Origin of the sequence: Mesorhizobium sp. CAU 1732 (assembly GCF_039888675.1) — a bacterium.
Classification (GTDB): domain Bacteria; phylum Pseudomonadota; class Alphaproteobacteria; order Rhizobiales; family Rhizobiaceae; genus Aerobium.
On sequence record NZ_JBDQQR010000001.1, the window covers coordinates 1,329,593 to 1,350,809 of the forward strand.

21 protein-coding genes are annotated in these 21,217 nt (G+C 62.3%); 3 read left to right on the plus strand and 18 right to left on the minus strand.

Annotation, left to right across the window (positions count from 1 at the left end):
• Nucleotides 1-2 precede the first annotated feature (2 nt).
• Entirely contained in the window at nucleotides 3-1,577 is a 1,575-nt protein-coding gene (gene guaA / locus AAFN55_RS06490; RefSeq protein ID WP_347798044.1) for a glutamine-hydrolyzing GMP synthase, read from the plus strand.
• Between the two features lie 394 nt (nucleotides 1,578-1,971).
• On the opposite strand, the gene AAFN55_RS06495 is transcribed toward guaA, so the two are convergent.
• From AAFN55_RS06495 to AAFN55_RS06530, 8 genes are all read right to left on the minus strand, one after another.
• On the minus strand, nucleotides 1,972-2,190 hold the full coding sequence (locus tag AAFN55_RS06495) for a hypothetical protein (RefSeq protein WP_347798045.1): 219 nt from the start codon (nucleotides 2,188-2,190) through the stop codon (nucleotides 1,972-1,974).
• A 540-nt stretch (nucleotides 2,191-2,730) separates the two neighbouring features.
• Nucleotides 2,731-3,894 (minus strand): pyrroloquinoline quinone biosynthesis protein PqqE, encoded by a 1,164-nt coding sequence (gene pqqE, locus AAFN55_RS06500; protein ID WP_347798046.1) that lies wholly within the window; start codon nucleotides 3,892-3,894, stop codon nucleotides 2,731-2,733.
• On the minus strand, nucleotides 3,891-4,184 hold the full coding sequence (gene pqqD, locus AAFN55_RS06505; RefSeq protein WP_347798047.1) for a pyrroloquinoline quinone biosynthesis peptide chaperone PqqD: 294 nt from the start codon (nucleotides 4,182-4,184) through the stop codon (nucleotides 3,891-3,893). Before pqqD ends, pqqE begins: the two co-directional genes overlap by 4 nt.
• Nucleotides 4,184-4,939 (minus strand): pyrroloquinoline-quinone synthase PqqC, encoded by a 756-nt coding sequence (gene pqqC, locus AAFN55_RS06510; RefSeq protein ID WP_347798048.1) that lies wholly within the window; start codon nucleotides 4,937-4,939, stop codon nucleotides 4,184-4,186. Before pqqC ends, pqqD begins: the two co-directional genes overlap by 1 nt.
• Nucleotides 4,936-5,874, minus strand: a complete 939-nt coding sequence (gene pqqB, locus AAFN55_RS06515; RefSeq protein WP_347798049.1) for a pyrroloquinoline quinone biosynthesis protein PqqB — start codon at nucleotides 5,872-5,874, stop codon at nucleotides 4,936-4,938. The genes pqqC and pqqB overlap by 4 nt, the downstream gene beginning before the upstream one ends.
• Before the next feature lie 416 nt (nucleotides 5,875-6,290).
• On the minus strand, nucleotides 6,291-7,148 hold the full coding sequence (locus AAFN55_RS06520; RefSeq protein WP_347798050.1) for a substrate-binding domain-containing protein: 858 nt from the start codon (nucleotides 7,146-7,148) through the stop codon (nucleotides 6,291-6,293).
• 2 nt (nucleotides 7,149-7,150) lie between these two features.
• Nucleotides 7,151-7,684 carry a c-type cytochrome, methanol metabolism-related gene (locus tag AAFN55_RS06525; protein WP_347798051.1) on the minus strand — a complete coding sequence of 178 codons (534 nt, stop codon included), beginning with the start codon at nucleotides 7,682-7,684 and terminating at the stop codon, nucleotides 7,151-7,153.
• 177 nt (nucleotides 7,685-7,861) lie between these two features.
• The gene (locus AAFN55_RS06530; protein ID WP_347800202.1) at nucleotides 7,862-9,715 is read right to left on the minus strand and encodes a methanol/ethanol family PQQ-dependent dehydrogenase; all 1,854 of its coding nucleotides are present in this window, start codon (nucleotides 9,713-9,715) and stop codon (nucleotides 7,862-7,864) included.
• Between the two features lie 734 nt (nucleotides 9,716-10,449).
• Here AAFN55_RS06530 and AAFN55_RS06535 point away from each other — a divergent pair.
• A complete protein-coding gene (locus AAFN55_RS06535; RefSeq protein WP_347798052.1) occupies nucleotides 10,450-10,803 on the plus strand; it encodes a hypothetical protein in 354 nt (117 codons plus the stop codon).
• Between the two features lie 61 nt (nucleotides 10,804-10,864).
• Here AAFN55_RS06535 and AAFN55_RS06540 read toward each other — a convergent pair whose 3' ends face one another.
• From AAFN55_RS06540 to AAFN55_RS06555, 4 genes are all read right to left on the minus strand, one after another.
• Nucleotides 10,865-11,605: an ATP-binding cassette domain-containing protein gene (locus tag AAFN55_RS06540; RefSeq protein WP_347800203.1), complete on the minus strand. Its 741-nt coding sequence runs from the start codon at nucleotides 11,603-11,605 to the stop codon at nucleotides 10,865-10,867.
• On the minus strand, nucleotides 11,574-12,320 hold the full coding sequence (locus tag AAFN55_RS06545; protein ID WP_347800204.1) for an ABC transporter permease: 747 nt from the start codon (nucleotides 12,318-12,320) through the stop codon (nucleotides 11,574-11,576). Before AAFN55_RS06545 ends, AAFN55_RS06540 begins: the two co-directional genes overlap by 32 nt.
• Nucleotides 12,321-12,384: 64 nt before the next feature.
• Complete coding sequence (locus AAFN55_RS06550) at nucleotides 12,385-13,380, minus strand: ABC transporter substrate-binding protein (protein ID WP_347798053.1); 996 nt, start codon at nucleotides 13,378-13,380, stop codon at nucleotides 12,385-12,387.
• Between the two features lie 24 nt (nucleotides 13,381-13,404).
• Nucleotides 13,405-13,614, minus strand: a complete 210-nt coding sequence (locus AAFN55_RS06555; RefSeq protein ID WP_347798054.1) for a hypothetical protein — start codon at nucleotides 13,612-13,614, stop codon at nucleotides 13,405-13,407.
• A gap of 337 nt (nucleotides 13,615-13,951) precedes the next feature.
• Between AAFN55_RS06555 and AAFN55_RS06560 the strand changes: the two genes are divergently transcribed.
• A complete protein-coding gene (locus tag AAFN55_RS06560; RefSeq protein ID WP_347798055.1) occupies nucleotides 13,952-14,332 on the plus strand; it encodes a cytochrome c family protein in 381 nt (126 codons plus the stop codon).
• A 76-nt stretch (nucleotides 14,333-14,408) separates the two neighbouring features.
• On the opposite strand, the gene rpe is transcribed toward AAFN55_RS06560, so the two are convergent.
• From rpe to tkt, 6 genes are all read right to left on the minus strand, one after another.
• A complete protein-coding gene (rpe, locus tag AAFN55_RS06565; protein ID WP_347798056.1) occupies nucleotides 14,409-15,095 on the minus strand; it encodes a ribulose-phosphate 3-epimerase in 687 nt (228 codons plus the stop codon).
• A 67-nt stretch (nucleotides 15,096-15,162) separates the two neighbouring features.
• A complete protein-coding gene (gene cbbX, locus AAFN55_RS06570; RefSeq protein WP_347798057.1) occupies nucleotides 15,163-16,104 on the minus strand; it encodes a CbbX protein in 942 nt (313 codons plus the stop codon).
• A gap of 27 nt (nucleotides 16,105-16,131) precedes the next feature.
• Entirely contained in the window at nucleotides 16,132-16,566 is a 435-nt protein-coding gene (locus AAFN55_RS06575; protein ID WP_347798058.1) for a ribulose bisphosphate carboxylase small subunit, read from the minus strand.
• 15 nt (nucleotides 16,567-16,581) lie between these two features.
• A complete protein-coding gene (locus AAFN55_RS06580) occupies nucleotides 16,582-18,060 on the minus strand; it encodes a ribulose-bisphosphate carboxylase large subunit (RefSeq protein ID WP_347800205.1) in 1,479 nt (492 codons plus the stop codon).
• Between the two features lie 36 nt (nucleotides 18,061-18,096).
• A complete protein-coding gene (fba, locus tag AAFN55_RS06585) occupies nucleotides 18,097-19,176 on the minus strand; it encodes a class II fructose-bisphosphate aldolase (protein WP_347798059.1) in 1,080 nt (359 codons plus the stop codon).
• Nucleotides 19,177-19,179: 3 nt separating this feature from the next.
• Nucleotides 19,180-21,207 (minus strand): transketolase, encoded by a 2,028-nt coding sequence (tkt, locus tag AAFN55_RS06590; protein ID WP_347798060.1) that lies wholly within the window; start codon nucleotides 21,205-21,207, stop codon nucleotides 19,180-19,182.
• Nucleotides 21,208-21,217: the final 10 nt, after the last annotated feature.

Sequence of the window (21,217 nt, forward strand, 5' to 3'; positions counted from 1 at the left end):
CCATGAACACCACCGCTCATCCCGACACAGTCCTCATCATCGATTTCGGCAGCCAGGTCACCCAGTTGATCGCGCGGCGCGTTCGCGAAGCAGGCGTCTACTCCGAGATCGTGCCCTTTCAATCCGCCGAAGAGGCGTTTCGGCGCATCGAGCCCAAGGCGGTCATCCTCTCCGGCAGCCCGGCGTCGACGATCGACATCGGCAGTCCGCGCGCACCGCAGATGATCTTCGAGGCAGGCGTGCCCGTTCTCGGCATCTGCTATGGCGAGCAAACGATGTGCGCCCAGCTCGGCGGCTCCGTCGAAGGCGGACACCACCGCGAATTCGGTCGCGCCTTCCTCGAGATCGAGGACGAATGCGCCCTGTTCGATGGCGTCTGGGCCAAGGGCACCCGGCATCAGGTCTGGATGAGCCACGGCGACCGCGTCACGACCATTCCCGATGGCTTCCGCGTGGTCGGCACTTCGACCGGCGCACCCTTTGCGGCCATCGCGGACGAGAAGCGCAAATTCTACGCGGTGCAGTTCCACCCCGAAGTCGTCCACACGCCGGACGGATCCAAGCTGCTTGCCAATTTCGTGCACCGCATCGCCGGGCTCAGAGGCGACTGGTCGATGGCCGCCTATCGCGAGCAGGCCGTCGCCGCGATCCGCAAACAGGTCGGCGACGGCCGCGTGATCTGCGCGCTCTCGGGCGGTGTCGATTCCTCCGTCGCGGCCGTGCTGATCCATGAGGCGATCGGCGAGCGCCTGACCTGCATCTTCGTCGACCATGGCCTGATGCGGAAGGGCGAAGGCGAGCAGGTCGTCTCGATGTACCGCGAGCATTACAACATCCCGCTTGTGCACGTGCAGGCGCAGGATTTGTTCATTGGCGCGCTGGAAGGCGAAGCGGACCCCGAAAAGAAGCGCAAGACGATCGGCCGCCTGTTCATCGAAGTCTTCGAGCAGGAAGCAAAAAAGCTCGAACGCGACGGCAAGCGCGCCGAGTTCTTGGCGCAGGGCACGCTCTATCCCGACGTGATCGAAAGCGTGTCGTTCACCGGCGGACCGTCCGTGACGATCAAGTCGCACCACAATGTCGGTGGCCTGCCCGACCGCATGAACATGAAGCTGGTCGAGCCGCTGCGCGAACTCTTCAAGGACGAGGTGAGGGCGCTCGGCAGGGAACTCGGCCTGCCCGACCACTTCATCGAGCGTCATCCGTTCCCCGGCCCCGGCCTCGCCATCCGCTGCCCCGGCCCCGTCACCCGCGAGAAGCTGGACATCCTGCGCGAAGCCGACGCGATCTATCTCGACGAAATCCGCAAGGCCGGCCTCTACGACGCCATCTGGCAGGCTTTCGCCGTGCTTCTGCCGGTGCAGACGGTAGGCGTGATGGGCGACGGCCGCACCTACGAATTCGTCTGCGCGCTGCGCGCCGTGACCTCGGTGGACGGCATGACGGCGGATTTCTATCATTACGACATGAACTTCCTCGGCAATGCGGCAACCCGCATCATCAACGAAGTCCGCGGCATCAACCGCGTCGTCTACGACGTGACCTCTAAGCCGCCCGGCACCATCGAGTGGGAATGAAGGGGAGTGCTGAAGAGTAGAGCGGGATAGAGCAGCGTGTAAGCGATGTTGTCCCGGCAATAGATGCCGATAGCTTTCGCAGCTCTTTTTCAGTGGCAAATCGCTCGTCTCGGCGGCCAATGTTGTCGCGCTTGCGCTTGAGAGACTTCATTGCAACCAATCGCGCAGGGCTGCGGTGGTTGTTCAAGCGCCGGAAGGTGCCTGCATCCCTTGAAGATGCGAACAGCGAGCCGGCGATCCAATGATGGATTTCCAGCGCATCGGACACCGGTGTCAGCACATCACCGTCGCCGACCGCAACCAGGGGCTGAACCGCGTTTCGGGCGAGCAGCGGGCGTGAATCGGGGTGGCTGAGGAGCGCCTTCTGCTGTCGCAGCCGCCTGATGTTCGCGCTTCATCGCTGTGCCCGGTTGAAGGTGTGCATACCGCGGCCATGGGACGCCGTATCATCGTCCCCGCGCTCGATCAGTTCATCGCGGACTATCCCATGGTCGAACTCGACATCAGTCTGGACGATCGGGTGGTGGACATCGTGGAAGGGGGTTTTGACCTTGTCCTGCGCACAGGTGACCTTGAAGACTCTCGGTTGATTGCGCGAAAGCTCGCGCCACATCGGTTCGCCACCTGCGGGTCTCCCGCCTATCTCGAACGACGGGGGCGCCACAAACGCCAGATGACGTACCCACCCACACCTGTCTGCGTCTCCGGTTTCCGACGACAGGCCGGCTGGAATGTTGGGCCTTCAAAGGATGGAAGGCTCCTGGACGCCCGCCGAATGGGCCGGTGTTCAACGATATAGAGGCCGTGGCTCTGGCTGCTATCGCCGGTCTCGGCTTGCCCCATTGCCTCACTATCTGGCGGCGCGAGCCGTCGCGGATGGACGTCTTCGTACCGTGCTCACCGATTTTGCGGTCAGTCGGGGCGACATTTGGCTCATACGACCTCCCGCGAGTTCAGAGAGCCCACGCGTGCGTGTCTTTGCGGCATTTCTGACCCGGCTGATCCAGTCGCTCTAAGACTGTCGGCATTGACATGCTCATTCGGCACCGCCGCGCTCCTTCAGGTCGCGGGACCGTCGGCAAGACCCCGTCCCCAATGGCACGCTTGCAAGCGTGGCGCTCTTGGGATCGGGTAGGGGATTCGCGAAAAGGTGTCAGTCGGTCAAGGCTGGATCTGGTTTCACCGGCGCCGAGCTTTCAGCCTGCGGCGCGCTGCCGATGCGGCGATAGACGAAACCATCTTTCGTCGCGGCGTCTTGGCTGCGGGCGGCAATGCCCGCCTTGGCGAGTGTCGCCATTCGGGCGTGGAGAGGCGACTTGATGCAGGCGGGGTCAGTGGCCGCGGCGTTGCCGGCGATCGCCATCGCCTGGCAGCGGCAGCCGCCCCAATCGATCTCGCGCCTCTCGCAGCTCCGGCAGGGCTCCTGCATCCAGTCCGTGCCGCGAAACGCGTTGAAGGCTGGCGAATCGGTCCAGATTTCGGCGAGCGTGCGGGGACCGAATTGCTCGAACGTCAGCGAGGATATCGTCTGCGCGGCGTGGCAGGGCAACACGGTGCCATCCGGCGCCACCATGAAGGCGTCGCGCGCCCAGCCGCCCATGCAGGGTTTTGGATAGGTGGCGAAATAGTCTGGCGGAACGAAATCGATGTTCATGATGCCGACGAGCCGTGCGCGCGCTTCCTCAACGATCTCGGCCTGTCGCTCGACCGCCGCTCGGTCGGGCATCAGCGTATTGCGGTTGACGAGCGCCCAGCCGGCGTACTGCACGTTGGCGATCTCGAGACGCTCGGCCTCCAGGGACAGCGCAAGCTCGATGAACTCAGGCACTTCCTCGATGTTGTGGCGGTGGATCGGCGCGTTGATGGTGAGCGGCAGGCCGGCCGCTCGCGCACGCCGCGCCGTCTCCAGCTTCTTCTCGTGGCTACCCGGATGGTTGCCGATGCGCACGGTGGTATCCGGGCGCGCGCCCTGGAAGCTCAGTTGCAAATGGTCGAGCCCCGCTTCGGCGAACGCCTCGATGCGACCCTCGGCAATGCCGACGCCGGCGGTGATCAGATTGGTGTAGACGCCGCGCCGCGAAAGTCCGGCAATCAACTGTTCGAGATCGCGGCGCAGTGTCGGTTCGCCGCCGGAGAGATGGACCTGGAGCACGCCGAGATCGGCCGCCTGGTCAAACAGCGACAGCCAGCTTTCGGTGTCCATCTCGCGGTTGGCTTTCAAAAGCTCGGTCGGATTGGAGCAATAGGGGCACTGCAGCGGGCAGCGATGCGTCAGTTCCGCCAGTATGCCGATCGGGGCAAGAAGGGGCTCGCTCATAGCTTCACCAGCAGCTTGTCGGACCATTCCTGAATGAAGGCGGTGACGTCGGCTGCCACGTCTTCTTCCGGCGCGTCGTATTCCCGGGCGAGCTCGGCGACGATCTTTTCGAGGGTCGAGACGCCGTCACAGCGACGCAGGATTTCGAGGCTGATTTCGTTCGGCCAGAATATATTTTCGGGCGACAGAACGGCGAAGGCTTGTCGCACTGGGTCGTATTGGATGCGCACATGTTTCGGCAGCGAGGGCAAGGCGTGCGGCGACGCCATCGCGCGTTGGCGCAGCGCCATCATCTCGCGGTCTCCGGCTGGAAGGCTCCGGGCGGAATGTTCCTGCCCTCGCCATAGGCGTGCTGAAGTGCGTCCAGCATGGCCCAGAGTATATCGCATTTGAAGACGAGCGCATCGATCACCCCCTGCTGCCGCTCGGGCGTGTCGGCGTGCTCCAGCACATAGGCGAGCGCGAAGTCGGAATCGCGCGAAGCCTGTTCCGGCCGCTTGCTGAAATAGGCCAGCGTATCCGCCGTGACGTAGTCGTATTTGGCGAGCATCGCCGGCACGCGCTCGGCGATGATGACAGGCGAAAATAGCTCCGTCAGCGACGAGGCGACGGCTTCGAGCAATGTCCGGTTGGTGCAGAAAGAGAGATAGGCGCCGACCGCGAAGCGTGTCGCCGGCAATGCCAGCTTCTCGCTTTTCACGGCCTCGACATCAAGGCCGAGCGAGGTCGCCAGATGCAGCCAGCGGGCGATGCCGCCGCTCCAGCCGTCGTCGCCGTCGTGGTCTTCGATGCGCTTGCGCCACTCGGCACGGAAGGCCGGATCCTCAGCGCGCGTGAGGATCATCGCATCCTTGCGTGGAATGACGGCCTGGTAGCAGTAGCGGTTGAGCGCCCAGGCTTGCAACTCGCCCTTGGAAAGGGCGCCCGACACCATGCGGTGATGGTACGGGTGGCGGTTGTGGTAGCGCTCCGCGCCGACCTGCCGGAGTATGGCTTCCAGGTCGGGTGCGGACATTCTGTTTCTGGCTGCGGCGTGGAAGTTCATGGCTCGATCTCCATGCCGTCATGCGCGATTTCCCAGCCCGCCGCCGTGACGGCGGCATGTTCGGCCGAATTCTCGTCGAGGACCGGGTTGGTGTTGTTGATATGAACAAAGATGCGCCGGTCAATCCTCACGTCTTCGAGGCCGGCGATGGAGCCTTCCGGTCCCGACATTGCGAGATGGCCCATGCGTGCGCCGGTCTTTGTGCCGACACCCGCGGTGATCATCTCCTCGTCGGTGAATACCGTGCCGTCGAAGAGGAGGCAGGCGGCGCCGGCCAGACGCGAGCGCAGGGCTGCATTGATCCGCGCGCAGCCGGGAATGTAGAAGACCGAGCCTTTGCCCGGACCTCCACCAATGCGCACGCCGATCGTGTCGCCGCTGTCGGAGTTGTAATCGGCGTCTGGCCGGCTGGAATCCTCCATGTAGAGCGCCACCTTGCCTGGCACGGCGAAGCTCTCGATGTGGACGCCCGTCCCGCGGTTCTCCGCATCGCAAATCTCGAACTCGCGGTCGACTGGAAGCTTGCGTCGCGGCACGATTGCCGGATCGAGCACGTTGAAGATGGAATTCGCGTCGAGCACGGCCAGGACATCGGCCGTCGCATAAATGGCGAAAGGTTGACGCTCGCGCAGGCTGAGCAGGCCGGCGACGTGATCGACGTCGGCATTGGTCAGCACCACGGCGCGGATAGGCGTCGAGCGCAGAGGCGCGTCGATGTGAGGCTGCAATTCGGGCGTCTCGGCAATCTGTTGCAGAATGTCGGGGGAGGCGTTGAAAAGAACCCAGTCGCGTTCGTTGGCCGATGCCGCAAGGCTGGACTGCGTCCGCCGGCGTACACCAGGAATACCGGAACGGACCGCACGGCTCAGCCGGTAATTGCAGTTCCATTGCGGAAAACCACCGCCCGCCGCCGATCCAACAACCTTGAGCCGCAAGATGACCTCTGCCTTGTGAGGGGCCCGATCAACGGTGGATATCGCAACGTCATGCACATCGCGACCAGGATTGTCCGCGCCAAGGCTTCTCATGCGAGTCCGGCTGACGAAAGGTGCGTGCCCCATGACCGGGACACGCACCCTTGCGGCCTACTTCCTGGGAGTCATTTCAGCAGGCAGATACCGCGAAATCTCAAAGCCCGCGGGAACCTGGCACATTGTCGGTTTGGTCCAGCTTTTCATTTATTCCTCCTGTTGTACCGGCCCGTGAGAGCCTATCCGACTGCCGTCAGCCATTGCAAGGCACCGATATGCAACGGCTCGTCCACATAAATGGACAAATGAAATTCAGGCGTACTGAAATATCATAAAATATATATAGGCATTATAGCGTTGCGATTCAAAATATTGTGAAATCATTGCGTGATGGGTTTATCTTGCTCGTCAATCAGAGGCACATTGTATTCGAGTAATATATTGTTGATCTCCTCCTGGTTCTCCTTGATGACCCGATTGAGCGTCCGCTTCCACTCCTGGTCCGAGGGGCGCACGCCCATTGTAATGCGATACGTCACGCGCGACCCGGTCTTTCCCTTGACAAGCGGGACGATGGCCAGATCGGCGCCGGATTCTCGCGCGTAATAACCAGCCATCGGCCCCCACAGGACGGCCACGTCGATCACGCCGTCCAGCATGTCCTTGATCATCACTTCGGCCATGGACGGAGCGAAGCGCGTATCGACCATCAGCGGGTAGTTCTTGGCCTTCTTCATCAGGCCGGCTGTCGCCATGTTGGCGGACGGCGGCGTCCCGCCGACGATGCCGATTTTCTTGTCGGCGAGTTTCGGATCTTCGATCGTCTTGACGTCGTCGAGACCGCCACCCTTTTTGAACACCAGAACATAGGTCGAGCGGTAGTAGGCATTGGTGTTCTGCACCAGTTCGTCGCCCTGCGCGTAACCCATGATGATGTCGCAGCGGTTGGCCCGCAGCGTGTTGCGCACGAAGCCGGTGGCCATCGGGAACCACGTGTAGGCGACCGATTTGCGGCCTGTCTTTTCGGCCACCAGTTCAGCCAGCCTGTTCTCAAAACCTTTGCCGCTTTCGTCGGAGAACGGCATGTTCGAGGGATCGGCGCAAACCCTGAGCACATCAGGGTCTACGAGTTCTCCCGCGGCGCCGAGGCCGGCGCCCTGTGCAAGGGCGCCGGCCGGCACCGCCGCAATCGCGAAGGTCAGGGCCAGCAATCTCATGCGGAAACGCCGAAGGGACATGATCATTCTTCCATGCACGAGGTTTCGTAGTCCTTTGCCCCTTGCGGCTTGTCCTCCTTCTGGGGAGGCCTGCCGCGCGGGGCATCGCCGACGGCGCGGGCGCGCAGATAGACGTAGAGGTCGTCCATGTAGCAATAGACGTTCTTGTTGTCGCCGAAGGCGGGCATGACGTTTTCCTTGCCGCCGCCGACGCTCGTGCGTCCTTCGGCGACGATCGCCAGGAACGTGCCGTAATCCATGTTCTTCAGCGATGTGGCGAGCGCCGGCGCGTAGCTCGAGCCGACACCGTCGGGGCCGTGGCAGACATGACAGTCCGAATGGTAGCGGCGATAGCCGCTGAATGTGTACCAGTCGACGGTGCCGTCGGCCTGGATCTTGTAAGTCGGGTTTCCATCAGCGTCGAAATACTTGCCGTCCTCGTCGGTGACAGCAGCGGCCTTTTCCTTGGTATCCTGAGCCAGGGCGGTACCGAGTGCGAGGCTGGGACCGATCAGAAGAACCATGACAAGAACCCGAACTGCATTGCTGACGGACATTCGAACCTCTTTCTTATTACGGGACACAGCGTTGCTGTCGCGGCGCCGCGTTTACAGGTGCATTGTGATAGCGCGGCGAAATCGAGAGCCCGGCCCGGCGTTCAGGGCCATCCGGGCTCTCACTTCTTGTTGCCTTCACGCCATCGAGGCGTAGGCGTGCCTAACGATCTCCGGATATCAATCCGGGAGACCGAAGACGGTGAGCTGACCGCCCAGCGTCGTGTAGTCGGCAAGAGCGGCGTAGCCACCGACCGCACCGAGACCGGCCGTGGAGATGCTTGCCGATTCGTCGGACGGAGCATTTTCACCGGCAACCGCCTGTTGCCAGGCAGCAGCGCCTTCGGCCTGGAGCAGACCGCCGGCGAGACCGATGCCGGCCCAGCCGCCAACGCCTGAGAGAACGGCTATGTACTGCTTGCCGCCGTGCTCGAAGGTGTTGATGTTGCCGATGATGCCGGACGGGGTCTTGAACTTGTAGAGTTCGTTGCCGTCATTATCGACCGCCTTGATGTAGCCTTCCAGCGTGCCGTAGAAGACGATATCGCCTTCGGTAGCCGTCGCGCCTGACCACACCGAGAACTGCTCGGGTTTCGACCATACGATCTCACCCTTGGCCGCATCCCAGGCGATGAAGTTGCCCATGCCGCCATGGCTGTTCGGAGTCGGGTACATCGACACGGTCGCGCCCACATAGGGCTGGCCGGCCGTGTAGCTGACCTTGTAAGGCTCGTAGTCCATGCAGACGTGGTTGGTCGGGACGTAGAAGAGACCGGTCTTCGGCGAATAGGTCGCCGGCTGCTGGTCCTTCGTGCCAAGCGCCGCCGGGCAAACGCCGGTGGTGTTGGTATCTTCGCCGTTCTGCTGGGTCGAAAACTCGGCCACAACCTGAGGACGACCGTACTGGTCGCTGTCGGGGTCCATATTGACTTCGGTCGCCCAGTTGACGGTCGGATCGAATTTCTTGGCGACCAGAAGCTCGCCGGTTGCGCGATCCATCGTATAGGCGAAGCCGTTGCGGTCGAAGTGGACCAGAACGTCACGCGCGGCACCGTCGATCTGCATGTCGTCGACGAGGATCATCTCGTTGACGCCGTCGTAGTCCCACTCGTCATGCGGAGTCATCTGGTAGAGCCACTTGGCCATACCGGTGTCGGCATCGCGAGCCATGATCGTCATCGACCAGCGATTGTCGCCGGGCCGCTGGACCGGGTTCCAGGTCGATGGATTGCCCGTGCCGTAGTAGACTAGGTTCAACTCGGGATCATAGGCAAACCAGCCCCAGGTCGTACCGCCACCGGTTTTCCACTGTTCGCCTTCCCAGGTGTTCTGGCCTGAGTCGGGGCCGACCGGCTTGCCGAGATGAGTTGTCTTCTCGGCATCGATCAGGGTTTCGGCATCGGGTCCCGTCGAATAGGCCCGCCACGCAAGCGAACCGTCACTGAGGTTGTAGGCCGACATGTGGCCTCTGACGCCGAATTCAGCGCCCGATATACCGATCAGCACCTTGTCCTTGACGACCATGGGCGCAGCCGTTCCGCTCTCGCCCTTGCCGCCGGCGATGTCCTCGCCGTTCTTCGTCTGCCAGAGGACCTTGCCGGTCTTGGCATCGAGCGCGGTGACGGTAGTATCCGCCTGGTTCAGGATGATCTTGCCGTCACCATAGGCGACGCCGCGATTCACCGTGTCGCAGCACATGATCGGAATGACGTTAGGATCCTGCTTGGGTTCGTATTTCCAGAGGATTTTGCCGTCATTGTTGAGGTCGAGGGCGTAGACGATATTCGGGAACGGCGTGTGGATGTACATCACGTCGCCGATCACCAGGGGGCCGCCTTCATGGCCGCGCAGCACGCCGGTGGACATCGTCCACTTGACCTGCAGGTCCTTCACATTGTCCTTGTTGATCTGGTTCAGTTTCGAATAGCGGGTGTTTGCATAGTCACCCGTGGGCATTGCCCAGTTCTTCGCGTCCGAGGCAAGCGCGTTCAGTTCGTCATTTGCCAATACTCCGTAGGCCGAGGCGCATGTCATGAGCGCCGCGGCAAGTGGAATACAGACGGTTTTTCTAAATACACGCATAAATATCCTCCCGAGGTTCACAATCGGAATCGATTGCTCAGCCCCACAAGGGCTTGCCCAAGCGATTCAGGTGGGAAGTATTTCCGGCAGCGTGTCACGACCTAAGCCAGACGAGCAGAGGGCACCGTTACTGCCCACCTCACTTGGCCTACGAAAGACGGTCACCGCTCCCTAAGACAGTAACGCCCTTGAAGCCGGAAACAGGAAAAGGCTATGACAATAAAATGCGGTAGGCAAGCAAAAACGTGTGCCGTCTTTATGCATCGCAACATATTCCATCTTGCAGTGCAATATGTAAATACAAATGACAAAAGAAATCGATTATAGAATATTGTATCGCGGGAATCGCGTCCGATTTATACATATAAAGTCACGGCGTCGAATTGATCGCCCAAAAATATCTTAGAATATCCTGACATATCTTGCGCGTTCGGTTTTTAGAAGCATGTAGGAAGGCGATCGGCTTCAAATGGCGGAAGGGCCTGGTAACGAGTGCCGCCGCCAGGGAAAAGAAACATGGCGTCGGTCCTCAAAGGGCGCTGCGAGTAAGGTTGGGGAATCCGTTTTGGAAATGTCCGCAGGCATCCTCCTTTAGTCTAACGAGCGAGCCTGGACTCGCCTCGCCGGAACGAACGGGGTGGTCACATCGAAACTTCATGATAGGCTCGCGCCATCGGAGGAGGATGATGATCAGACCCACCGGATTTGCGAAACTCGCGCTGTGTATTGCCGCGTTCATGCCTCTCGCCGGTCAGGCGACCGCGGCACAAGACTATCCGACCGAAACCGTGGCCGACTATGTGCTCGGCTGCATGCGGTCTAACGGGCAAACGCGCGAAGTGCTCGAGCGCTGCTCCTGCTCGATAGACGTGATCGCGTCGCTCATTCCCTATGAACAGTATGAGAGGTCCGAGACCTTTCGGCGGATGGCGCTGACGACTGGTGAAGCGAGCAGCCTTTTCCGAGAGACCGCACCGGCTCGGGCCGCAGGCTCCGCCTTGAGGCGCGCGCAGGCGGAAGCCGACATACGCTGCTTCTGATTTCGTTCGCGATCGAATTGCCTGGCCTGTTCATCGCGATCTGCGAGCGCGGGGGCGGCCGTCAATTGATGTCCGGAAACTTCTGATGGAACGACCGCAGCAGGTCGCTCATCACCTGAGGATTGCGGTACTGCCTGGGCAATCGCACGTCGAACACGCCCTGCACATGCGCCGGACGCGGCGACAGCACGATGATGCGGTCCGACAGCATCAGCGCTTCACGCAAATTGTGGGTCACCATCAAGGCGGTTGTCGGCTTCGCGGACCATACCGACAGCAGGAGATGACGGAGCCGCTCGGCGGTATTCTCGTCGAGTGAGACGAAGGGCTCATCCAGGAAAAGGACCGCCGGTTCGATTGCGAAAGCCCTGGCGAGCGCAGCCCGCCGGGCGAGGCCGAGCGAAAGCTCAGCCGGAAACAGCGTTCTCATGCCGGCTAGGCCAAGACTGTCGAACAGCTCGTCGAGATTGGCGTTTCTCCTGGCGCGCGGCAAGGCCAGCCTGACATTCTGCTCGACCGTCCGCCACGGCAGCAGGATCGGCTCCTGGAACACCGCAGCGACGCGGTCGGCGCCTTCTTCGGGAAGCTGGAAGGAACCGGAGAATTTCTTGTCGAGGCCAAGCAGGATGCGCAGGGTCGTGGTCTTGCCGCAGCCGGACGGGCCAAGCAGGCAAGCGAACTCGCCTTGCCGGATCTCGAAGGAGAGGTTCCGCAATGCCGTGATCGTGACGCCTTCGGACGACCGGAACGTCTTTTCGGCGATGTCGACCTTAAGCGGCACGCTGGCGCCAGCGGGATGCATGTCGTTCAAGGGGTTGCACCAGAAGGAGTTCTATGAGGAGCATGATCGTCACGAACGCCAGCGTATAGGCCAGAATAGCCGCGACGTCGAAGAGCTGGAAATGGAGATGGATCTGGAAGCCGACGCCGTTCGAGCGGCCGAGCAATTCGACCACCAGGACGATCTTCCAGATGAGCGCTATCCCCGACCGCGAGGCGGCTGCGAGATAAGGCTGCAACTGGGGCAGAAGCACGTGGCGGATTCGGTCGAGCGTGCCGAAACGGTAGACGGCGGCCATCTCCGCATAGCGCGGGTCTAACGCTCTGGCGCCTTCGCGCATTGTCACGACGACGTTCGGGATCTTGTTCACCGCTACCGCGCCGATCGCCGCCGCCTCGTTGAGGCCGAACCAGATATAGGCGAGCACGATGATCACCAGCGCGGGGATGTTGAGGAACAGGATCACCCAGGCATTGAAGAAGCGGTCGGCACGGCGATGCATGCCAAGCAGGATACCGATGACGCAGCCGAAAATCATCGCCACGGCATAGGCAGCCGCAACGCGGCCCAGCGTGACGCCGAGATTGAAGAACAGCTCGCCACTCGCCGCCTCCCTGACCAGCACCTGCCAGACCTCGGCAGGCGAGGGGAGTGCACGGCTCGGCCATGTGTGGGCTGCCAGTGCCCAAAGCAGGCAGAACCCCAGCAGCGAAGCCACCACAGTGGCTGCCGGCATCAGGAGCGGCGGGACGCCCTTGCTGCGGAAAGGCTGCGCCAGGGCATCGCGCCCGCTTGCCTCCTCACCCCCCATCGGCAAGGCCTTGCCAGAACGTGCCCGGCGCCATCTCCGGCGCGTTCCCGACCAGCTTTTCGCTGCCGATATCCGCAAGGACCCGAAAGAGATTGGCGGCGTCGGCCTCTTCTTCTGCTATCGGTCGCGCTGGGATGCCCTCGCGATAGCGGTCCCGCAGCGTCTCCAGCTCCTTGCCGTCGGCGCGGACGATCGGTGCGAGGCGCAGCCACTCCTCGTCCGAACGCGCGAGCAAATTCTTGGCCTGCATGGAAGCGTCCACGAGGCCCTTTGCGGCATCGGGGTTCTCGTCCGCCCATTTGTCATGGAAGACGTAGCCGAGCGCTGCCACCGGCCCGCCGGCGCCAAGTGCTGCGGCGGCATCTTCCGCGCCGATCAGGCGACGGAAACCGTTGGCTTCGAGCCGGGCGCAGAAGTGCCAGAAACTCAGCACCGCATCGAGTTCGCCCTGCATGGCCTTTTGCGAGAGCAGCGGTGGCGCGCCGAAGACGATCTCGTTGGCGGCCGGCAGGTCGAGGCCGTGATCCCGCCTAGCCAGCGCCTGGATCAGCAGCCAGCTCTTGTCGAGCGGCCCGCCCGCGACGCCGATCTTCTTCTCCTGGAGGTCGGCGATCGTCCGGATGGGCGATGCCTGGGCGACCATGATCGCACCGACGGCCGTCGAATAGGGAACCAGCGTCAGATCAGCGCCTTCCGAGCGCAGCCGCGATACCCAAAGCCAGTCGGAGACTATCACGTCGACCTCGCCGGCCTGCAGCGCGACGTTGGTCGCATCCTCGCCGGCGAAGTAGACGACGTCGAGATCGATGCCGCTGGCGGCGTCGAAACGATGATATTTCAGTGTGTCGAGCTCCCAGCTTACCGTGCCGAATTTGAGGACGCCGATGCGCACTTTGGCAGTGGCGAGCGCAGAACCGGTCGACAACGCCGCGGTTAGTGCCGTCGTCGCTGCCAGTCGGATGACGTCCCGTCTCGACATCGTCATGGCGTCACCTCCGCATTCGCTCTGTCAAATGTCCCGCTCGCGCTTTGGATATTCGCACTTCCAGCGCACGACCTTGAGGGCAGGGTGCTCTGCAGACCACTTGGCGATTTCGGGCGGGGCGAGCAACATGCACTGAACGGTCGAGCCGCGGCTCTCGAAGTAGAGGTGCTCGATGCGGCATTTGCCGGGGTTTGCCGTGAGGCAGACGGTCAGGACGAGATCGATCAATTCCATTTGGCACCTGTCGTCGCTTGAGGCCGGCTTGCTCGCGCCGAGCCACGCTGGATTTCCAGATTTCCTGCAGGTGCCCGAGCAGAAAACCGATGGCAAAAGGCTACGCGCTCGGTCTGGAGAGGTCAATAATGGCTGAGGTGATCTTGTGTCGCGCTCAGGCTACAGGCCGTTCGTATGGTTGACATTCAAACTTCGCCGTCTAGCTTCGCTGACATGCAAGCTCCGCAATCCTGCTTCGGGGAAGCGGACATTACCGTGCAGACGCCTATGCCGGCGGTGCAAGCATCGGCATAGGCAGATCACTCAGGGCACCGTGAGGATCCAATGAGGAAATGCCATGCGCTTCACTGCAGTTTTCGCAGCCCTGACCTTCGTCTCCTTCGTCGCCGGTCAGGCTGCGGCACAGGATGCGGCAGCCGGTGAAAAGGTCTTTGCCAAATGCAAGGCCTGCCACGTCGCGGACGAAGACAAGAACAAGATCGGCCCCTCGCTGATGGGTGTCATCGGCAAAACAGCGGGAACCCATGCTGGTTTCAAATATTCGAAAGCAATGGTTGAGGCCGGAGAGGGCGGGCTCGTCTGGGACGAAGCGACCCTGGCAACCTATCTTCACGACCCCAAGGCGATGGTGAAGGGCACGAAAATGGCCTTCGTCGGCCTGAAGAAGGACGACGAGGTCGCGAATGTGATCGCCTATCTGAAACAGTTCACGAAATAGGGCATCGTCCGGAGCAACTCATTTCCGCGTGGAAAATGAGTTGCTCCGGCGTCGTCTTTCAGCATTTATTCTGGCTTCATGCAGCCTTGCCGAATGCGCGGTCCGCGGCCGCGCGGATGGCGGCGATGTTCTCGCGGTACGCTGCTTCGCCACGACCCGTGAAGATCGCAGAACCGGCGACCAGCACGTCGGCGCCTGCGGCGCAGACTAGCGGTGCCGTCTCGGGCGTCACGCCACCGTCGATCTCGATATGAATCGGCCGCCTACCCATCAGCGCTTTCACTCGTTTCACTTTCTCGACCACCGAAGGGATGAAGGCCTGGCCGCCGAAGCCGGGGTTGACCGTCATCAGGAGCACGAGATCGAGCCGGTCGAGCACATATTCGATGACGCTTTCGGGCGTTGACGGGTTGAGCGAGACGCCGGCCTTCTTGCCGAGGTTCCTGATCATCTGCAGCGAGCGGTCGAGATGCGGTCCGGCTTCTGCATGGACCGTAATGATGTCGGCGCCGGCTTCGGCGAAGGCTGCGAGGTAGGGATCTGCGGGCGCGATCATCAGGTGGCAGTCGAAGACTTTGGTCGTGCGGTTGCGGATGGCCTTGATGACCGGCGGGCCGAAGGTGATGTTGGGTACGAAATGGCCATCCATCACGTCGAGATGAATCCAGTCAGCGCCGGCTGCCGCGACGGCCTCGACTTCGTCGCCGAGTTTCGAAAAATCGGCCGACAGGATGGACGGCGCGATAATGGTTCTGGCTGTCATGTGTTGTCCTTCCTGTCTCGTCCAACCGGAATTTCCCGATATTGGCGCCAACGGCGATGAGACCACATCATCCGCGTACCTCGTCCGCTGCATCGCCATCGAGCTTGCCTTCGACGAAAACGCGGCTGCCGCGTATGTCCGGCTCCTCTAGGGTGATCAGGTCGAGCCTTGTCAGCTTTTCGCCGCGCGCGGCGAAAAGGCGGTTGGCCTGGCGCAGCCGCGCCCGATCCAGCGCATTTCGGATCGATCGCGCGTTGGAAAAATGCGGCAGCCGCATCCTCAGCGGAATATACGCTTCCAGCGCCGCCGCCGCCGGTTCGCTCAGCCGGTAGTTCTGTTCCGCCAGCATGATTTCGGCGATCGATTTCAGTTCCGCCGGGCTGTAGTCGGGAAAATCGAGATGGTGGGCGATACGCGAGCGCATGCCCGGGTTGCTGTCGAAGAAGCGATCCATCTTGTTCTTGTAGCCGGCCAGGATCACGACCAGATCGTCACGGTTGTTCTCCATGCATTGCAGCAGGATCTCGATCGATTCCTGCCCGTAGTCGCGCTCATTCTCCGGCTTGTAGAGATAATAGGCCTCGTCGATGAACAACACGCCGCCCATGGCGCGCTTGATTACCTCGCGGGTCTTCGGCGCGGTATGGCCGACATACTGGCCGACCAGATCGTCGCGCGTTACCGAGACGAGATGGCCTTCCCGGACGTAGCCCAGCCGATGCAGGATTTCGGCCATGCGTAGCGCGACCGTCGTCTTGCCGGTACCGGGATTGCCGGTGAAATTCATGTGGAGCGTCAGCGTCTCGGCGGAAATACCGAACTTCTTGCGCAGCCGGTCGACGAGAAGGAGCGCCGCAATTTCGCGGATACGTGTCTTGATCGGTTTCAGGCCGACAAGTTCGTGGTCGAGCTTGTCGATCACCTCGTCGATGTTCGAGGCCTCGAATTCCGCCTGCAGATTGACCAGGTCGCCGTCGCCGAGAACCGCCTGGTCTGCCAAGTCGAGCATGATGCCGCTCCAATCTCCAAACCGGCCCTATGACCGCTCGCCTTCGGGCCTGTCCGTTGCGTAAGGCACGATGGAATAACCCTGGCTGCGGCCGTCGCGCTCCTGGCGCAGCAGGCGGAAGCCCGGTTCGTTCGGCGGCCGGTTGACGATGAACGACATGCGTGGCGCTTCCCAGCCCTTACTCGAATCGAAGGCGGTGACGCGGACATACATGTTGGGCAGCGCTTTGCGGCAATTGTTGATTTCCATCAGGATGCCGGCGGGATCCTTCAGATCGAACATCGGATTGCCGTACATCTCCCAATAAGTATTGCGGGGATGCGGATCGTCGGAATATTCGACGCTCACGGCCCAGTGGTTCTTCAGCGCGTATTTGATCTGCGCCGAGATTTGCGCGTCGGTCAGGTCGGGCAGGAACGAGAACTGTCCCTGCGTGACCTTGTTTCCGGGATTGGTCATCATGGCTATGGTCCTTCCTTAGAAGCTCGGGGTCGCGGTCGGCACGAAATCGGCGGTGTCGGTCGATTCGTAATTGAAGGTCACGTCCTTCCAGGTCTCCAGTGCGGCTTTCAGTGGCGAGCACCATTTTGCTGCGTCCTCGAGGATTTGCGGTCCCTCGCGCAGATAATCGCGACCTTCGTTGCGGGCGAGGATCATCGCTTCCAGCGCCACGCGGTTGGCCGTCGCGCCGGCCTGGATGCCGTCCGGATGGCCGATGGTGCCGCCACCGAACTGCAGCACCACGTCCTCGCCGAGGTAGTGGATGAGCTGGTGCATCTGCCCCGCATGGATGCCGCCGGAGGCCACCGGCATCACCTTGTTGAGCGAGGCCCATTCCTGGTCGAAGAACAGCCCGGTCTCGAGATTCTGCGGCGTGCGTTCCTCGCGCAGCGTATCGTAGAAGCCCTTGATCATCAGCGGGTCGCCCTCGAGCTTGCCGACGACGGTGCCGGCATGGATATGGTCGACGCCAGCCATGCGCATCCACTTGCAGATGACGCGGAAGTTCATGCCGTGGTTCTTCTGGCGCGAATAGGTCGAGTTGCCGGCGCGGTGCAGGTGCAGGATCATGTCGTTCCTGCGTGCCCACTTCGCCATCGACTGGATGGCGGTATAGCCGATGACGAGGTCGATCATGATGATGGCCGAGCCGAGCGACTTCGCAAATTCGGCGCGCTCGTACATTTCCTCCATCGTGCCGGCGGTGACGTTGAGATAGTGGCCCTTGACCTCGCCGGTGGCGGCCGATGCCTTGTTCACCGCCTCCATGCAGTAGAGGAAGCGGTCGCGCCAATGCATGAAGGGCTGCGAGTTGATGTTCTCGTCGTCCTTGACGAAGTCGAGCCCGCCCTTCAGCGCCTCGTAGACGACGCGGCCGTAATTGCGGCCGGATAGGCCGAGCTTCGGCTTCGTCGTAGCGCCGAGCAGCGGCCGGCCGAACTTGTCGAGCCGCTCGCGCTCGACCACGATGCCGGTCGCCGGGCCTTGGAACGTCTTCAGATAGGCGACGGGAATGCGCATGTCTTCCAGGCGCAAGGCCTTGACCGCCTTGAAGCCGAAGACGTTGCCGATGATCGAGGCGGTCAGGTTCGCAATCGAACCCGGCTCGAACAGGTCGAGGTCATAGGCGATGGTCGCGAAGTACTGTTGCTCGGTCTTGGTTCCAGGGCCGGTATTCGGCACCGGTTCGGATTTGAACGCCTTGGCGCGGTAAAGTTCGCACGCGGTCAGCCTGTCGGTCCAAACAACCGTCCACGTGGCCGTGGAGCTTTCGCCGGCGATCGCGGCCGCCGCCTCCTCGTGATCGACGCCAGGCTGCGGCGTAATCCGGAACAAGGCGATCAGATCGGTGTCCTTGGGTTGGTAGTGGGGCTCCCAATAGCCCATTTTCTTGTAAGGTATGACGCCGGACTTGTAGCGTTCCTTGCCTTCCGCAAGGGTCCCGATCGTGGGCATGTCCATCTTGTTCATGGCTGGTCTCCTGTGTGTTGCTCAGGCGGCTTTTGCGGTTGCGGTCTGCGGGCCGAGCTTTCCGCCCGCGTAGCGTCTCGCCATCTCGTCCATCGGGATCACCTTGATCCGGGAGGCGTTGCCCGCGGTGGCGAAACGCTCGAAACGGTCGCGGCACATGTCGCGCATGGCGTCCATCGCCGGCTTCAGGAATTTGCGCGGGTCGAACTCGGCGGGGTGCTCCGTGGCGATGCGGCGGAACTGACCGGCCATCGCCATGCGGCAATCTGTGTCGATGTTGACCTTGCGCACGCCGTGGCGGATGCCGCGCACGACCTCCTCGACCGGGACGCCATAGGTCTGGGGCATCTCGCCGCCGAACTTGTTGATGACGTCCTGCAATTCCTGCGGCACCGAGGACGAGCCATGCATGACAAGGTGCGTGTTCGGTAGCTTCTCGTGGATCGCCTCGATGACGTGCATGGCGAGGATGTCGCCGTCGGGCCGGCGCGTGAACTTGTAGGCGCCGTGCGATGTGCCGCAGGCGATCGTCAGCGCATCGACCCTGGTTCGCAGCACGAAGTCCACGGCCTGGTCCGCATCGGTCAGCAACTGGTCTTGGCGTAGCACGCCTTCGGCGCCATGGCCGTCTTCAGCCTCGCCTTGGCCGCTCTCCAGCGAGCCCAGAACGCCGAGTTCGCCTTCGACCGAAGCGCCGACCCAATGGGCCATGCGCGCCACGCGCTCGGTGATCGCGACGTTGTATTCATAGCTGGCAGGCGTCTTGGCATCGGCCTCCAGCGAGCCGTCCATCATCACCGAGGTGAAGCCGTAGCGGATCGCCGTCAGGCAGGTCGCTTCGCTATTGCCATGATCCTGATGAATGCAGAGCGGGATGTCTGGATAGATCTCCGTCAGCGCGTCCATCATTTTGGCAAGCATAATGTCGTTGGCGTAGGCGCGGGCGCCGCGCGAGACCTGGATGATGACGGGCGCGTCACAGGCCTTCGCCGCCTCCATGATGGCGAGGCCCTGTTCCATGTTGTTGATGTTGAAGGCCGGCACGCCGTAACCGTGCTCGGCGGCGTGGTCGAGAAGCTGGCGAAGGGTGATGCGCGCCATGGATCAGGCCTCCTGGTTTGCGGTTTGATGGGTGAGCTTGACGACGTTGGCCGCCACGACTTCAGGCGTGATGTCGAAGTGCCGATAGAGATCCGCAGCCGGCGCGCTCGCGCCAAAGCCGGTCATGCCGACGAAGGCTCCCCTCTCGCCGATCCAACGATCCCAGCCGAGGCGAGCCGCAGCTTCCACGGCGACGCGCGGGGCGGTACCCAGGACTTCGCGGCGGTAGCTGTTGTCCTGCTCCTCGAACAACTCCCAGCAGGGCATCGAGACGACCGCCGTTTCAACTCCGTATTGCTCGCGAAGGATGTCGGACGCGGCAACGGCGATCTCGACCTCGGAGCCGGTGGCGATCAAGGTTGCGGTGCGGGCGCCGTTCGCTTCACGCAGCACATAGGCGCCGTGCGCCGCGCGGTTCTCCGACGTGTGCGCCGGCCGCAGCATAGGCAGATTTTGCCTGGACAGGACCAGCACGCTCGGACGGTCCGCGCTCTTCAGCGCCAGCTCCCAGCATTCCGCCGTCTCGATGATGTCGGCCGGGCGGAAGACGTTAAGGTTCGGCGTCGCTCGCAGCATCGCCAGATGCTCGATCGGCTGGTGGGTCGGCCCGTCTTCGCCCAGCCCGATGGAATCGTGCGTCATCACATAGATGACCCGCTGGCGCATGAGGGCGGAGAGCCTGATCGCGCCGCGCGCATAATCGGTGAAGCACAGAAACGTGCCGCCATAGGGGATGAAGCCGCCATGCAGCGCGAGCCCGTTCATTGCCGCCGCCATGCCATGCTCGCGGATGCCGTAATGGATGTAGCTGCCGGCATAGTCGCCGGGCGCGATGCGATTCATGCCCTTGGTGATGGTCAGGTTCGAGTGGGTGAGGTCGGCCGAGCCGCCGACGGTCAAGTCGGTCGCGGCGTTGATCACGTCGAGCACCATCTCGGAAGCCTTGCGCGTCGCGACCTTGGTGGCCTTCCCGACATGCTCCTTGCGGAAAGTGTCGAGCGCCTCGAAGAGGGAGGGGGGCAGTTCGCCTGCGATAGCCTTCGTAAAGGCATCGCGTAGCGGCGAGACGGAAAGTTGCTGTTCCCAGATGCGCCTTGCGGCGTGGCCGCGCCCGGCTGCCTCGCGCCATGCCGAGACGATCTCTTTCGGCACCTCGAAAGGCGCATGCGGCCAGTCGATGTTTTCGCGGGTCGCGGCAATCTCGGCATCGCCGAGCGGCGCGCCATGCGTTTTTTCCGACCCGCCGAGATTGGGCGCGCCCTTGCCGATCACGGTCTTGCAGGCGATCAGCGATGGCCTGTCGGATCGCTGCGCGGCTTCGATGGCCGAAGCAACGGCCTCCATGTCGTGGCCGTCGACTTCGATGACATGCCAGCCGGCAGCGGCAAAGCGCGCCGGCTGGTCCATCGAGGTCGAGAGGAGGGTCGGACCGTCGATGGAAATCGAATTGTTGTCCCAGAACACGATCAGGCGGCTGAGCCTGAGATGCCCGGCCAGATCGATCGCCTCGTGGCTGATGCCTTCCTGCAGGCAGCCGTCGCCGGCGATCACATAGGTGTAGTGGTCGACGAGTTCTGTGCCGAAGCGGGCAGCGAGCATGCGCTCGGCGAGCGCCATGCCGACGGCGGTGGCGATGCCCTGGCCGAGCGGACCCGTCGTCGTCTCGATGCCAAGCGTATGGCCGTGCTCGGGGTGGCCGGCGGTGCGGCTGCCGAGCTGGCGGAAGCGCTGCAACTCTTCGATCGGCATGTCCTCGTAGCCGAGCAGATAGTGCAGCGCATATTGCAACATCGAGCCGTGGCCGGCGGACAGAACGAAGCGGTCGCGGTCGGGCCAGTCCGGCCGCGACGGGTCGATCTTGATGAAGCGGCCGAACAGCACGGTCGCGACGTCGGCCATGCCCATGGGCATGCCGGGATGGCCCGAATTTGCCTTCTGCACGGCGTCCATCGCCAGCGCGCGGACGGCATTTGCCATGTCGCGCTCCGACACGGCGGGAAGGGGGACTTCTCTGACGGCCACTTGGTTCATAACGTCCTCC